The 14396-nt window shown below is 63.1% G+C and carries 16 protein-coding genes; 10 read left to right on the top strand and 6 right to left on the bottom strand.

What is annotated here, in order from left to right:
- The first annotated feature begins 124 nt into the window (after positions 1 to 124).
- On the top strand, positions 125 to 367 hold the full coding sequence (locus P3W85_RS16595; RefSeq protein ID WP_276265582.1) for a hypothetical protein: 243 nt from the start codon (positions 125 to 127) through the stop codon (positions 365 to 367).
- A 163-nt stretch (positions 368 to 530) separates the two neighbouring features.
- Entirely contained in the window at positions 531 to 1913 is a 1383-nt protein-coding gene (locus tag P3W85_RS16590; protein WP_035817247.1) for an HdeD family acid-resistance protein, read from the top strand.
- A gap of 4 nt (positions 1914 to 1917) precedes the next feature.
- On the opposite strand, the gene P3W85_RS16585 is transcribed toward P3W85_RS16590, so the two are convergent.
- Entirely contained in the window at positions 1918 to 2205 is a 288-nt protein-coding gene (locus tag P3W85_RS16585; protein ID WP_276265581.1) for a hypothetical protein, read from the bottom strand.
- A 28-nt stretch (positions 2206 to 2233) separates the two neighbouring features.
- A complete protein-coding gene (locus P3W85_RS16580; RefSeq protein ID WP_276265580.1) occupies positions 2234 to 4444 on the bottom strand; it encodes a penicillin-binding protein 1A in 2211 nt (736 codons plus the stop codon).
- A 381-nt stretch (positions 4445 to 4825) separates the two neighbouring features.
- On the opposite strand from P3W85_RS16580, the gene P3W85_RS16575 reads away from it, so the two are divergent.
- Positions 4826 to 5647, top strand: coding sequence for an alpha/beta hydrolase (locus tag P3W85_RS16575; protein WP_276265579.1), 822 nt, complete (start codon positions 4826 to 4828; stop codon positions 5645 to 5647).
- 82 nt (positions 5648 to 5729) lie between these two features.
- Here the strand turns inward: P3W85_RS16575 and P3W85_RS16570 are convergent, their stop codons facing one another.
- Positions 5730 to 6515, bottom strand: coding sequence for a GntR family transcriptional regulator (locus tag P3W85_RS16570; protein WP_276265578.1), 786 nt, complete (start codon positions 6513 to 6515; stop codon positions 5730 to 5732).
- A 755-nt stretch (positions 6516 to 7270) separates the two neighbouring features.
- Here P3W85_RS16570 and P3W85_RS16565 point away from each other — a divergent pair.
- Complete coding sequence (locus tag P3W85_RS16565) at positions 7271 to 7528, top strand: hypothetical protein (protein WP_276265577.1); 258 nt, start codon at positions 7271 to 7273, stop codon at positions 7526 to 7528.
- Complete coding sequence (locus P3W85_RS16560) at positions 7525 to 7848, top strand: DUF4148 domain-containing protein (RefSeq protein WP_276265576.1); 324 nt, start codon at positions 7525 to 7527, stop codon at positions 7846 to 7848. The genes P3W85_RS16565 and P3W85_RS16560 overlap by 4 nt, the downstream gene beginning before the upstream one ends.
- A gap of 301 nt (positions 7849 to 8149) precedes the next feature.
- Here P3W85_RS16560 and P3W85_RS16555 read toward each other — a convergent pair whose 3' ends face one another.
- Entirely contained in the window at positions 8150 to 8314 is a 165-nt protein-coding gene (locus tag P3W85_RS16555; RefSeq protein ID WP_276265575.1) for a hypothetical protein, read from the bottom strand.
- A 130-nt stretch (positions 8315 to 8444) separates the two neighbouring features.
- Between P3W85_RS16555 and P3W85_RS16550 the strand changes: the two genes are divergently transcribed.
- Entirely contained in the window at positions 8445 to 8735 is a 291-nt protein-coding gene (locus P3W85_RS16550; RefSeq protein WP_276265574.1) for a hypothetical protein, read from the top strand.
- A 23-nt stretch (positions 8736 to 8758) separates the two neighbouring features.
- Positions 8759 to 10765: a sensor domain-containing diguanylate cyclase gene (locus P3W85_RS16545; RefSeq protein WP_276265573.1), complete on the top strand. Its 2007-nt coding sequence runs from the start codon at positions 8759 to 8761 to the stop codon at positions 10763 to 10765.
- Between the two features lie 139 nt (positions 10766 to 10904).
- Here the strand turns inward: P3W85_RS16545 and P3W85_RS16540 are convergent, their stop codons facing one another.
- Positions 10905 to 11690 carry an NAD(P)H-dependent oxidoreductase gene (locus tag P3W85_RS16540; protein ID WP_276265572.1) on the bottom strand — a complete coding sequence of 262 codons (786 nt, stop codon included), beginning with the start codon at positions 11688 to 11690 and terminating at the stop codon, positions 10905 to 10907.
- Between the two features lie 95 nt (positions 11691 to 11785).
- Between P3W85_RS16540 and P3W85_RS16535 the strand changes: the two genes are divergently transcribed.
- Both P3W85_RS16535 and P3W85_RS16530 read left to right on the top strand, forming a co-directional pair.
- Positions 11786 to 12679 (top strand): LysR family transcriptional regulator, encoded by an 894-nt coding sequence (locus P3W85_RS16535; RefSeq protein WP_276265571.1) that lies wholly within the window; start codon positions 11786 to 11788, stop codon positions 12677 to 12679.
- Positions 12676 to 13164 carry a DUF2947 family protein gene (locus P3W85_RS16530; RefSeq protein ID WP_276265570.1) on the top strand — a complete coding sequence of 163 codons (489 nt, stop codon included), beginning with the start codon at positions 12676 to 12678 and terminating at the stop codon, positions 13162 to 13164. Before P3W85_RS16535 ends, P3W85_RS16530 begins: the two co-directional genes overlap by 4 nt.
- Positions 13165 to 13215: 51 nt before the next feature.
- On the opposite strand, the gene P3W85_RS16525 is transcribed toward P3W85_RS16530, so the two are convergent.
- Entirely contained in the window at positions 13216 to 13719 is a 504-nt protein-coding gene (locus P3W85_RS16525) for a winged helix-turn-helix transcriptional regulator (protein WP_276265569.1), read from the bottom strand.
- 88 nt (positions 13720 to 13807) lie between these two features.
- On the opposite strand from P3W85_RS16525, the gene P3W85_RS16520 reads away from it, so the two are divergent.
- Positions 13808 to 14396: GNAT family N-acetyltransferase (locus tag P3W85_RS16520; RefSeq protein WP_276265568.1), on the top strand; the 589-nt coding region annotated here is incomplete at its 3' end.

Genomic DNA, 14396 nt, shown 5'->3' with positions numbered 1-14396 from the left:
ATATGGGCCGACCGGCGTCAAACGCTATCTCTGATGCGAAAGAAGATATTCTCCAGTCGTTCTAAAGCTATCAAAAAATAATCAAAGATAGAGAATTGCTACTGGCCCTTTTCAACTAGCCATCATGCCGCATGACAGCCTAGAATATGATCTCGGCTCCACTATCTTGCTGGGGCCGATCGCCAAAAAATCGCGGCAGAGCCTTGACCATGGCAGGGATCGCGTTCTCCTTGACGGGCATTGTTGTTTTCGTTGCTGTTTTCCGCCAGAGCGCTTTGCAACGCTCTTCATCCTCGCGGGGCTGGCGGCCTTGGTCATCGCGACGATTGGCGTGCCGACTACTGGCGTGGCGGGCAGCGGGAATTAAGGGATACCAAAGGAAAGGTACTTTCGCGGTGCGGCGCGGGACTCTGGTTGACGACTGATGAAATTAGTGTCGCTTCTGAACGATAGGATTCGGGTCGATGCTCTCTCATGTTCTGCCCGAGCGGCATCGTGATGCCGCGCGGGAATGTGCCTTGGAGGGGACGATGGTAAGGCTGGTAATGCTTCTGTTGGGTGTCGACTACCTGCGCAAGCGTGCGCGCGCGATTTTCTGGATAGGCGTGTTCTGGATGGTCGCAGGCTTGGTGGTCTTCATCGACGCGCTGGACAATGCCGCATACTTTCCGATCATTTTCTTTGCCTGGCTGTTCCTGGCTGAAGGCCTTGTGACCCTCGCAGTTGCGTGGACGGGCGTCGGCGGCCAGCGCTTGCTGCGGTACGTGAAGGGTTTCGCCGTCGTGGGCGCATCGATCCTGATCTTCGCCGGGCATCATCACGGCAACTTGATCCTGTCGATGATCTTCGGCACGCTGTTCCTTGCCGACGGACTGCTGCAGTGCGTGTCCGCATGGATGGTGCGCTACCAGCGCTGGAAGGTTGCCTTTGCGTGGGGCGTCTCCGAGATTCTCATCGCCGTCTTCTTTTATCAGCCGTATCCGACCCACTACGCCGGCACGCTGCCGTACTGCCTCGGCCTGTTCCTGATCTTCAGCGGCATGAACATGCTCTCGCTTTCCGCGCGCGCGCGGCGCCTTGCGCGTAACCCGGCGCTGCGCAACTCGCCGAAATCGGCGCTGCTGCCGGACGAGGACGCGCCCGGCGACGCGCAGGTGTTCGAGCAGGCCGAGTGGGACGGCCCGCCTGCCGACGACGAACACGCGCTGACGGTGCACGTGTGGACGCCTACCGGATCGTCGAAAGCGCCCGCGCAGCCTCGTCCGATCGTCGACCGGTACATCGCGGCCGTGGACGTCAACGGCGTGATCTCCACCGGGCATGCGGCGCTCGAGTCGCCCGAGGGCATCTACATCAGCCTGTATCCGAGCGTCGAGATCGATCGTTCGCCGGACGATTTCGGCCGCATCCTGCGCGCCACGCGCGAGAACGACGTGCCGGGCGTGTTCCAGCCGGACTACGCTACCGAATCAAAGGCATGGTGCCCGTCGACCGTGCGCGTGCGGATCCGGAACTACGATCCCGCGAAACTGCAGCAGTTCTGGGATCGCTACCGCCAGAACACCACCTACAACCTGACGCACCGGAACTGCTCGAGCTCGGTATCGAACGCGCTCGAGGCGGCAATCGACGGCGCGGCCAGTCGCCTGCACGGTGATCGCGTAGGCTGGGGCAGCCTCCTGCGCGTCCTTGTCACGCCCGAGCTGTGGGTCGCGGCGCAAATCCGAAAGCGCGCTGTCACGATGGCGTGGACGCCGGGCTTGACGCTCGACTATGCGCGCGCGCTCAGCATGCTCGCCGATCCGCGGCCGTTCGCGTGGAGCAAGGTCGCGCGCACCGCCATCGATACACTCTTCCGGCAACGCAAGGAATGGCGCGAACAGGATGCTCAGGCAACAGGTTCGCGGAGGTGATGTTTCAAATCATCGCGAACTGGTCGACGCGCGCGGGATGGGAAAAGTTATTGAAGTCACAGGCAATACACTGAGCGGCCATGCGTTGTGACGATCCAGTCGTCACCGGGTTGGGGATGCCAGTGTTGACGCCAGCATATGTGCCCAGGTAGACAAGCCCGGTCCCGATCTCCTTTGGCAGTTTCATCGATTCCGCAAGCAGTAGCCCAAGCGGGACGAACGCCACGACCGGGTTCGTCACCACGCCGATTGCGCCGGGCAGCGAAAAGGTCGGGATGCCGCGCCGGTGCAAGCCAATGCCGCCTCCGCCCGCGACGACATCAGTACCTCCAGAAGAGGAAGTGTCGTTGCCGTCGCGGATGGACCGTGCGAGCCGGCTGGGTCTCGGGGCCGAACTGGGCGCGCGCATCGATGGCGCGCGCGCGCAGCGCCATGTCGTAGAACGCGCCCACCATCGGCAAGGCGCTGTGCGCGCCTTCGCCCCAATAGTTGCCGAGCGTCACACGTCCATCGTCGAAGCCCACCCACGCGCCCGCGACCAGTTGCGGATGCATCAGGATGAACCAGCTATCCGTGTTGTCCTGCGACGTGCCCGTCTTGCCGGCCACGTCGGCGCGAATCCCGAAGCGCGTCCGGATGCCCGCGCCGGTGCCCCGGTTCACGACGTCGCGCATCGCGTCGGCGAGCGTTCGCGCGGCGCCGGCGGGCAGTGCCTGTTGCGGCGATGCGCTCGCGAATTCGGCGAGCGTCTTGCCGTCATGATCCTCGATGCGCGTGACCATGCGCGGTTCCAGGTAGGCGCCGCGGTTCGCGATCGTGCTGTACGCCGAGACCATTTCCTTGAGCGTGACCGGGCTCGTGCCGAGCGCGAGCGACGGCACGGCTTCGAGCGGACTCTCGCGCACGCCCATCGCGCGCGCGAGCCGTGCCACCTTCTCGGGACCTTCCTTTTGCATGAGCTGCGCGGTGACGCGGTTGCGCGAATACGCAAGCGCGTCGCGCAGCGTCATCGGCCGGCCGGTGGGCGGTTCCGCATCGGTCGGCCGCCAGATCGCATGCCCGCTCAGCGGAATGGCGACGTTCCGGTCGACGATCGTATCGCTCGGCCGCGCGCCGTCCGCAAAGGCCGCGCCGTAGACGAAGGGCTTGAACGTCGAACCCGGCTGACGCCGCGCCTGCTGCACGTGATCGAACGGCTCGTCGCTGAAATCGCGGCTGCCGACCCATGCCTTGATATCTCCGTTGCGCGGATCGATGGCGACAAAACCCGCCTGGATCTGCGTTTTGCTCCGGCAAAGCGCGCGGACGAACGTGGGGTTCGTGCCAAGCTTCCTGAGCGCGGCCTGGTCCGATTGGCCGGCATCGCGCGCGGCGCGGTAGTCGGGCGTCTGCCGGATGAACGTCTGGAACAGCTCGTTGCCCGGCCAGCAGCCCGTGCGTTCGTTCCATGCATCGTCGGCGATCCATTGCAACTGGTTCGTCTGCCAGTTCAGCGCCTGCGTCGCCATCGCCTGCAGACGGGAATCGATGGTGGTGCGCACCACCAGCCCGTCGGCATAGATGTTGTAGCCGTTGCGATCGGCCCATGCGATCAGCCACTTGCGCAACTGCGCGGCGAAATGCGGCGCGGCGCCCGGTGCCGTGGTCTGCAGCTCGAAATCCACGTTCAGCGGTTGCCGCGTCAACCAGTTGTACGCGGCGGGCTTGAGCTTCCCGTACTTGTTCATCTGCCCGAGCACCGTATTTCGCCGCTGCAGTGCGCGCTCGGGATTGAGCACCGGGTTGTAGGCGCTGTTGGCCTTCAGCATGCCGACGAGCGTCGCGCTTTCGAGGATGTCGAGCTGATCGGCCGATTTTCGGAAATAGGTGCGTGCGGCCATTTCCACGCCGTAGGCGTTGTACAGGAACGGCACCGTGTTCAGGTAGGTCTCGAGGATTTGATCCTTGCTGTACACGGCTTCGATCTTGAACGCCGTGATCGCTTCCTTGAGCTTGCGCGTGAGCGTCGGCGCGCGGCCGATTTCGTCGGGATACAGGTTGCGCGCGAGCTGCTGCGTGATCGTCGAGCCGCCTTGCCGGTCGCCGGAGAACGTGTGCAGCGCGGCCGAAGCGGTGCGCTTCCAGTCGATGCCGTGATGCGCGTAGAAGCGGCGGTCTTCGGTCGCGATCAATGCATCCACCATGTACGGCGAGATCTGCTTGAGCGACACCCACTCGCGATTGACCGGCTTGAATGCCGCGAGCAGTTTGCCGTCGGCTGACAGGATCAGCGCTGGCCGGTCGGCGCGGGCTCTGCGGATGTCGCCGATGCCCGGCGTAAACGGCACGAGCGCGAGCACGTACAGCAGGAACAGCACCGGCACTGCGGCGAGCGTCAGCGCGACCCCGCGTCGCGTCGGATGGCGAAGGCGGCGCAGCGCGCTGTGGAAAACGAGTCTGGCTTTCGTGCTGCCGGTGGCGGCCAGCGGCCGGATGCGGGTGAGCCACCGTGCGCAATGCTCACGAAGCAACGATACATAGCGACGATTCACTGTGGCGGGGCGCTGGCGGAAAAGGCGGGATCGTACCAAAACGGAAGGGCGCTTCTGCCGTCAAAACGGGGCCGCGGCACGTGGCACTTACAGACGATTACATTTGTTTCATGTGGACAACGTTCGCTGCCTGTGAACCCGGTTTGCGGTGGCCGTTTGCGCGAGATGCGCGAGACAGGATGCCCCTGCCGTATGGCGCCTGGCGACGGGCGGGTAAGATGCCATCCCGCCGCTTGCCAGCATAAGGCGGGCGCAACGGGTGGCACGCTGTTATCCGTCACACGTGGTGATGCAAAATGCACTTTTTAACAACAACAAAACAAGGGAAATCTGTCAATGAGGTTCAGGGAATGGGGAAGTCGGGCTGTAGCGGCCGCCACGATGGCAGTAGCCTGCGCGGCCAACGCCGGTGAAGTCGTGCAGGATAGATTTGCTTCGGCGGTACTTGGTCATGAGGTCAATATCGCGGTCTATCTGCCTGACGGCTATAACGCAGCCCAAGGGCACTTCCCGGTCACATACTTGCTGCACGGGGCCGATGAGGACGAAAACACATGGAACAACAGGGGCGGCGCGGCTGTCACCCTCGACGGGCTGATCAAACGCGGGCTGATGCGCCCGACAGTGGCCGTCATGCCCAGCTTCGGACCCGCGTCCTGGTGGACCGACGGGGCCAGCGAGAAGGCAGAGACCGCATTCATGCGTGAGCTGATTCCCTATGTGGAGAGCAAGTACAAGGTTGCGACCGAGCGAAGCGCGCGTTCGGTCGCCGGCCTGTCCATGGGCGGCTACGGCTCGCTGAATCTCGCGCTCAGGTATCCCGACCGATTCTGTGCTGCGGCGATCATCAGCCCGGCGATCTATGACCCGCTTCCGCCCGAGACTTCGGCTTCGCGCCGCGCCCCCCAGTTCGTTCGCGACGGAAGGTTCGACGCCGAGACATGGAAAGCGCACAACTATCCGGCAAACCTCGACGCCTATGCGCACGCCGGAACCAAGGTGCCGATGTGGATCGTCTCCGGCGACCACGACCGCCTCGGCATTGCATTGATGTCCGCGCAGCTATATTGGCGGCTCTTCCAGATGCAGCCAAAGCAAGTTGAGCTTCGCATAGTCGATGGCGACCACGAGTGGCTTACATTCCGCGAGACGCTGCCGAGGGCTCTGGAATACGTTGACACACAGTGCAGGCGTAGCAAGTAACAAGTAACAAGTAAAAAGCAAGGCGGGTACGCCAACCCGGTGGCCGGGCGCGAGATCTGTCGCGGCGGCAGCGGGGAGGTGTTTAACGCAACCCCAGCGTGAATGCCAGAAGCAGCGCATTCACGATGAGCAAGCCATAGATGAGCGCCATGGCCGCGGAGATGGCCCGGCGCCGTTCATGTCCTGGCGTGGCACGCCGGTCGCGCTTGCGTTTCCACAGGCAGGCCGTGCCAATGCCCAAGGCTGCGAAGCCTGTCAGCAGGCCTGGCAACACCACCGCGCCCGAGGCTGGTTTGGGCTGGGTTTGCCCGGTTGCGACCGAGGTCGGCGAGGTCTGCAAAGAAGCGGATGCCGGCGGTGTTGGCCCGGCCGGTTGCGGGCTCTCTTGCATGGCGATCGGCTGAGCCGGTGTCGCCCGATCCTGCGCGGAAGGTGTTGGCGCCTGCTTTGGCGAGACGGGCGCCGTACCGGTTGTCACGGTTGTACCTGGCGGGAGAGTGGGCCGTGCCGGCTTGATGCGGGCTGCCTCCCGCCACCGCCACCATTGGTGGAACAAGCTATCAAGACAGCGCACCGAGCCGCAAGCATCCCGTTGGATGCGCCAGGCGCTGACCTCGGCATCGGTCGTGGCGCCGGTCCGCAGCAGCCGCTGCTGTTCGGCGTAGATGCGCTCGTAGCGCATCGAGAGTTGCGGATCATCGCAGACCAGGTGCTTGTTGCGCGGGCGGTGGTCGGTCACCAGCGCACATCTCATCCCGTCGCCATGTGGATCTTCGCAGCGAACAGAACCAGCACTCCGCGCTGACTTGCAGTCGATGTCGGATGCCTGCGCCACATTGAAGGCAGACAGAACCAGGACAACGAGCACGGCCAGGTGTCCTATGACCCTGTTCATCATCGCTCCTCACGGAAGCGGCCACGTCGGCCTTGAGGTTCAACATAGTCGATGATCGCATGGGGCTGCAAGCGCGCGGTTGGCAGCGCATGCGGTAGTGCACTTTCTTCGGTGAAGCCAAGCTGAAGTGCGCGCCTTCCTGCTCCTGCGGGGTTCGATATGCGCACCGCCGGATGTGCGCTTGCGGCCACGGATGATCTTGCCCGTGAATGGGGTCATGCCGGTCTCGCCGGCCCGTGGGGGAGGGAGTGGCGTTTTTTGCCGAGAAGCCGCCGTTGACCGCCACGGTAGCGCAGGGCTCTTCCCGACCTCTTGCGGTCGTTCGAAGCTGCGCCCCGTCAACGGCAGCTCACAAAGACAATCGGATATCCAGCCGCCCTCACCAGGCGCCGGCTAAGCGGAGCGCCAGGCCAGGCTCGACGCGCCCCGCGAAATCCATCAGTTGCCGGATGGCTCCCGGCGCCGGCTCTTCCTGCTCCTGACGGAGCCAAACGAGCAGCCCAGGTCGACCCTGAGGGACACGCCGTCAGTGTCAGGCAGGTGCTGAGCAGTGCAAGCCAAAGTTAGCACGCTGACAGGGAATAAACGCGAAGCCAGGGCAGTTTTGCAGTTGCATGGCGCATCGATTTCCGGGTTCACGGCAAGCCGGCGCGGCGCGCATGCTTTGAGGCTCTACCCTCGCCGCAATGTGTTTTGGAGTCTCTCACTATTCAACATTGGAGAATGCCATGAAAATCCTGACCCCATTGGGTTTAGCTGCACTAGCCGCATTTGCCACCTTGGCCCAGGCATCCAACCGTGTCGCCGACATGGCTACTGTCGATGCCACGGCCCATGTTTCCGGGCCGCGCGATCCGTACACCGACGGCGCGAGAGCAGGCAGGTTTGATGTCTATTCGGAGGGCGCGAAAATCACGGACAAGCGCGATCCGTACACCGATGGTGCGCGCATCGGTTCATCTGAGCGCTTCACGGACGGCGCGTGAGCAACCCAAGGAGTGATGAAATGAAAACGAGATCGTTGAAATGGCTTGTGTTCGCCATTGCGTCACCCATGTCCTTTGCTGCCGGCTTTGCCCAAGCACAACCGGCGGCGTCGCGCGGCATGCCTCAAGTCACACGCGCCGGCATCCTGAGAGAACTCCAGGAACTGGAGTCCGTTGGCTACAATCCTTCCACCCCCGGCGACACTCGGTATCCGGATGATCTGCAGCAGGCATTGCAAAAGCTGGATGCGAAACATCGGGCGGAAGCTGGCGCCGCAGCCGAGACCGCCAGGCCGGCACAGACCACCGCCACCCAATGAAAGATGCCTGCGGGCTTCGTGGCCGGCAACGGCCATTGCCCCGATCCGCCCGAGCGGTGCGATAGCGACGCAAACCGCTTCTATCAGCGTCACGGCTTCGTGACAACGGAAGACGCGGAATGGGGCATCCATTGCTTTCGTGCACCCCAGGCAAGGTAGCCTGATATCCGGCCAGGGGTCGCCATCCGGCGCATCGGCATGAATGCCCGTTTCTCCGCCACTGGGTGCCGGCTGCGTGGCGCCCTTGGAAGGCGCCGGTTCTCGATGCGGTGCTGTCTGCTGCATATTCTGTGGCATCGACTCAACTACCGGAAATATTCGCCGATATCAAACGGGACGGGATGGCTGTGCTGCGCGCTGTTTTCGGTGGCGCAATCAGGCGGATATGGGCCATCCGGGCGATCTGGCCCTGTGCCGGAGTGCGCAGCACCAGGCGAGGGTGCTTGCGCGGCAGTGCGTTGCGCATGCGCGGAGGCCTCGCATTGGGGGAGCGCTTTCCGGCTCGCATTCAATATTGCTCCGTCACAATTGCGCAATAGGGCGATTGTCAGCTTGCTTGTCGACGCGTCGCGCAGAGCGGCTTTTCGCTCGATCGCGTGCAGATCGAGATCACCGAAGGCGCGATGGACACCGATGTCGAGGCAGCGCGAACCATCGACGATGAAATGAAGGCGGGATTGATCGCTGGTACGGCGTCATCAGCGATGTCGGTCCGGAGGACGCGCTCCGGCAGCGAATTGCCGAGCTTGAAAGTCTGCTGTCGCGTGCCGCTGCTTCCGGGAATGACCCGCAATAATCTCGCCAATGTCCACACGGCTAAAGTTCGGACCGGCTGCTGCCGTTATCAAAGCGGAACCGCTGCGTTTCAGGCAAGGATTGCGAGCTGAAGGCCGCCGGAAGAGGGGGGTCCTTGGGGCAGAACCTGAAGGAAGAGTACTTCGTGCGCTGGACTTTGAAAACTCGCGCGGCACTGGCGACGGCGCTGGTGGTGTCGCTCTTCAGTATTGCGCTGGCCGCAATCGCGCAGTACTACGCCTATATCAGCCTGAAAGAGCTCCTGCAAGCGCAGCAGGACACCCAGGTCAAGCTGGTCGCGAAGCAACTTGACGAAAAGTTCGAAGCGCGCGCCATCCTGCTGCGCACCCTCGCGCGACAGCTGGCGCCAATGCTGGAGCGCTCGCCGGAGACATTGAAGGCATTCGCCAGCCAGGCCGTCGCCGTACCCGAGGCATTCAACTCGGTTTCGCTGATCTGGCCGGACGGCCGCCTCGCCTTCAACACGGCCATGCCGATCAGTCAGCAGTTTCAGTTGGCGGACAGGGACTACGTGCAACGCATCGTGCAAGGTGCATCCACGGCGATCTCCGAGCCATTGTTCGGCCGCAACAATGGCGCGCCGGGATTCGTGCTTGCCGTTGCGCTTCGCTCGCCCGAGGGGCGCTTGCGCGCCATCGTGGTTGGCAGCCTGAACCTGCTGCGCAACAATTTCCTGCTGGATCTTGCGCACAACCGGGTGGGCGCCACCGGTATGTACTGCCTCACGTCGTCCGGGCAGAACCCCCGCTACGTGATGCATGCCGACGGGGCGAAGTTGATGAAAGCGGCCAAGGCCGTCGGCGAGTCCTGCGGCACGGAGAAAACGTCTTCCGCCTTCGAGATCCTCGAGCCGACCCAGCCAGTCGTTGCAAGGTACCTGCTCGAATCCAATGGCTGGGAGCTCGTTGCCACGCTTCCCGCCATGGAGGCGTATGGGCCCCTGGCGCAAGTCCGTCGCAAGGTCGTGCTGGCGGGAGGTATCGGCTTGCTGGTCGCGGTTGGTCTGATGTGGATCGTGGTCCAGCACCTGCTGGTGCCGCTGGAGCGGCTGCATCGCGCCATCCAGCGGGATCCCGGCAACCTTGAGGCGCATCTGCCGGAAACCGATACGCCGCGCGATGAAGTCAGCGAGCTGGCAAGCACTTTTTCGCGGGTGATCAGGCAGTTGGTGGAGCGTGAATCAGCGTTGCAGAAGGCGAAGGAGCAGGCGCACGCTTCAGAAAGACGGATCCAGACCATCGCCAACCAGGTGCCGGACCTCATCTCCTACATCGATGCGCACGAGCGCCATGTCTTCGTCAACACCGCATATGAGCGCCGCTTCGGGCTGCCGGCGGCCAGCATCGTCGGGCTTTCCGTGAAAGAACTGTGGGGTGCGCCCGCCTATGCGGACATGAAACTCTACCTGGACCGCGCCTATGCCGGGGAGAGCCTTACCTTTGAACGGGTGCCCCGTGACCTGCGCGAATACCAATGCATCGAGATCACCTATCAGCCTGCCCTGGCTGAAGGCTGCGATGTCGTGCAGGGCCTCCATGTCTTCGTGAGGGATGTCACAGTGGCGCGGGCTCAGGTCAACCGCCTGGAACAACAGACCCTGGCGGATTATCTGACCGGACTGTTCAACCGCAAAGGCTTTGATCGCTACCTGTCCACGGCCATCAAGCGAGCCGATGAAAACCAGGGCGCGATGGCACTGCTCTTGGTGGACCTGGACGGGTTCAAGCACGTCAATGACTGCTACGGACATGCAATCGGGGACAAGCTGCTGGTTGCTTTCGCCGAACGGCTCGCCTTGAGTGTCTCGGACGTGGGCGCTGCCGCCCGCATTGGCGGTGACGAATTTGCCGTCGTGCTGGACGATGTCGGATCCTCGGCGGACGCGCAACGCATTGCGCAAGCCATCGTGGAACTATCGGCCGACCCCTACATCTTCCCCGGATATCAGGTGATGGCAAACGCCAGCGTTGGCGTAGCGGTGCGCCGCCGCGACAGTGACCAGACTGCCGCCGAATTGTTCTCGCGCGCCGATGCCGCGCTATATGGGGCAAAGCACGACGGGAAAGGCAGGTTCTCCGCATGCGAGGCCGGTCTGGACTGAAGCTCGGCGAGCCGGCCAGGCTTCGTTGCCGGTTGCCGCGCCGGCGGCTCTTTTTGACGGATTCCTGGCGGCCATTGGAGCGAGGCCGTTCGAATTTGCGCCGGCATGTGAAGGCCGGCATTGCGTGGCGACGCAGTTGCTATGCGATGTGCGCAGCGAAGCCGGTCGTGCCAGGAGAGATATCGGCTCGCAATGTGAGCGCCGGTATGTCATACGCGCCGCCATTCTGCGGGCGAAACGGGATGGGCGCGGTCTGGAAGATGTCATCGAGACGTTGTCCGAGCGCATCGCAGATACCGGAATATCGCGCTTCGTCGGTTCGGCTGGTCCGATAGAGCACGAACGGCGGCAAGACGCTGAAGCCGGGGTAATACAGAATCCCGTGCTGGATGGGGAACAGAATGTCATCCATGGGGCCATTGACGCCCCGCGGGCTGTAATGCGACTCCCATCCGCCCGCAGTGACGATCAGCATCGCCCGCTTTCCTGCCATCGTGCCTTCCCCGAAGCGGTCGCCCCAGCGCGCATCGGAGTGTTCCCCTACGCCATGCGCGAAGCCGGACGCATAGACGCGATCCACCCAGCCTTTCAGGATCGCCGGCATCGAGTACCACCACAGGGGAAACTGAAGGATGACAGCATCCGCCCAGCGTAACTTGTCCTGTTCGAGTGCGATGTCCTGGCTTTGTCGACCGCTTTCGAACGCACGCCTGGAGTCAAGGTTCGGATCAAAGCGCATATCGGACGGCCGAGTCTGCAGGTCCAGGCTGTCGTCCGCGTCAAGCGACGCCTTCCACTTCATTGCATACAGGTCCGAGACCTGGACGACGTGTCCGGCTTTCTCGAGGCGTTTGACCGAGAAGCGCCTAAGCGAGCCGTTCAGGGACTTTGGTTCGGGATGGGCATAGACCAGAAGAATATTCATGACGGGGCTTTCAACGCTTTCAAAGGTAAGGAGAGAGCAGGGTAGGTCTTTGTCAGGTATATTGGAAATGAATTTCCAATATTCCAGGTATTGCAATGAGTAATCTCAGAAGGCTGGACCTGAACCTGCTGGTCACACTCGATGTCTTGCTGTCTGAACACAACGTAACGCGTGCGGCGCAGCGCCTGAACTTCTCTCAACCCTCGGTGAGCGTGCATCTCGCCAAGCTGAGGGATGTCTTTGGGGATCCGCTTCTGCTGCCCGGGCCGCGAGGAATGCAGCCCACCGCAAGGGCCGACGCATTGCGCGAGCCGTTGCATCAGGCGCTTGAAGCGCTTGAGCGCGCGGTCTCTCCCGCCAGCCCTTTCGATCCTGCCGAGGCTAGCCATACCTGGCGCGTAGCCGCTACCGACTACAGCGAATCGGCGATCCTGCTGCCAGCTTTGGCCGCCTTGCGCTCGGCGGCGCCCGGTGCCCGGCTGGCAGTCCTGGAAGCGGTTCCGCCGCGCATAGCCAAGCAAGCGGAACAGGGCGAGATCGATCTCGCTTTTCATCTCAGCGAGGAGGCGCCGTCAGGCTTGCATTGCCGGGCGCTTTTTTCGGAGCGGTATGTCCTGGCAGGCCGCGCGGGTCATCCGCGCCTGAAGAGACGGCCAACGCTTGCGCAATTCTGCGAACTCGATCACGTGATCGTGTCGCCGGATGGCGGGGGATTTCGCGGCGTCACGGACCAGGCACTATCGCAGGCAGGCCTGGCGCGTCAGGTTGTGCTTTCCGTTCCGCACTTCCTGTTTGTCAGGTCGGTCCTTGAGAGCACCGACCTCGTGGCGATGCTCCCTTCGCGCCTGGTCAGCGGCACTACCACGCTGCAGGTTGTCGAGCCACCCGTCGATGTGCCGGGCTTCGAGATGGCCATGCTCTGGCATGAGCGCTCCCATCGCGACCCCGCGCATCAATGGCTGCGTGACTTCATCGCGGATTCGGTATGATCCGGTCCCTCGAGGCTGAAGAAGACTGGCCGTTCTTCGAGCCGGACTGCGCGCTATCGCAATCCCGGAGATCCCTGATCCGGCCCCTTTCACAACAAGGCGCAAGTGCTTTTTGGGAAGCCCATATATCGTCAGATCGCCTGGCGCGCCACCCCATGCTCTTGCCGCGGCATCATTGGCTTGCGTCAGGGATTCAGGAGCCGGACCGGCTGCGCGACATCAGCCGGAACGCGCCCGCTGCCCCGATGCATGCAAGCGTGACCGCGCTTCTGGTTGAGGAATTTGGGCTGAACAACGAGGAGGAGGTCTTCTTTGTCCTTATGAAGGAGCGCATCTACGCGACCGAGTTTGGGCTGTTTTCCGCATACTGGGAACAGTTCCTGATGCTCGGCGATGAAGGCCCCTTTCTGTTCCACCCGCCTACAGGCCGCTATGCGCAATTCAGCCCGCACGGCCGTCTTTCGTTTGGAACGCGGGCGGGCTGATCGCCGGGCGCGGGTCTGGCCGAGGCGCTTTTCAGGGGCCCGGGGCCTGCCTCACGCCCGCGTGGCTGGCGCCGTCGTGGATTCGCTTTCGGCCACAGCCTCCGCCTGTCGGCGCGCGCGGGACATCTCGATATCGTTGGGCTGCACCAGTTGGCCCTGGTCATCGACCAGCGCGGCCCGCACAGGGCGCCGCTCCGAGCGGGTGAGCAGATCCACCGGCCCCTTGCCGTCGGCCGTCAGGTGACGGTCGCCCCATTGCATCAGGCCAATGATGACCGGCAGCAACTCCACGGCGGCGCGCGTCGGCCGGTACTCGAAACGCTCCCGCTCGCCCGGCTCCCGATAGCCCACGCGGCGCAGGATGCCAGCCTCGGTCAAGGTCTTGAGCCGTGCCGACAGCACAGCGGGGGAGCATTGCAGCCGTTCCAGGAAGTCGTCGAAGCGCCTGATACCTTGAAAAATGTCGCGCAGGATCAGGATCGTCCACTTCTCTCCGATCAGGGAGAGGGTCGCGGCGATCGAGCAGTGGAGAAGGTCGTCAGGACGGGGTTGCATGAATCCAGCATAGCAGGCTGACTTCATTTGAAAAAGTCAGGGTATTGCCTATACTGCTGACTATGAAATTTGAAGTCAGGAGCCGGACATGCAGACCATAGAGCACTTCAGCCTGGCCGGCCAATCGCATCCGCCTGCGGCCGGCTCGCACGCAGCCTGCCCGGAATGCGCGCAAAGCTGGCTGCTGGCTGGCGGAAAGCGAGTGGTGGTGCGGGCCGTAAGTCCCGGCGACGTGGAGCAGGAGCGCGCCTTTGTGCAGGCCTTGTCGCGCGAAAGCCGGTATTACCGCTTCCTGACCGGCGGGCGCGTGTCGGATGACGTGATCAACCTGTTTGTCGCGAGCCATGCCGGCCTGGCCCTGGTAGTCACGGCGGAAGTCGATGGCCAGCCGGTCATCGTCGCCAACGGCAACTATGTGGTGACGGACGAAGGGATTGCCGAATTCGCGGTGGCCGTGGCCGACGACTGGCAGGGCAAGGGCATCGGCCGCCGGCTGATCCTGCGTCTGCGCGATGCGGCGCAGGCAGCCGGCCTGCACCTGCTGCGCGGCGACGTATTGAGCGAAAACCGGCGCATGCTGGCGCTGATGCGGGAATTCGGTTTTTCCAGCCGGCGCAACCCGGAAGACAACCTGCTGTATCAGGTAAGCCTCGCTCTGCGCGGGCAGGCAGCCAGCG

The organism is Cupriavidus basilensis, assembly GCF_029335485.1.
In the GTDB taxonomy this organism is placed as follows: domain Bacteria; phylum Pseudomonadota; class Gammaproteobacteria; order Burkholderiales; family Burkholderiaceae; genus Cupriavidus; species Cupriavidus basilensis_E.
Note: the sequence above shows the minus strand (reverse complement) of the source record. Positions and strands in the feature narration are given on the sequence as shown.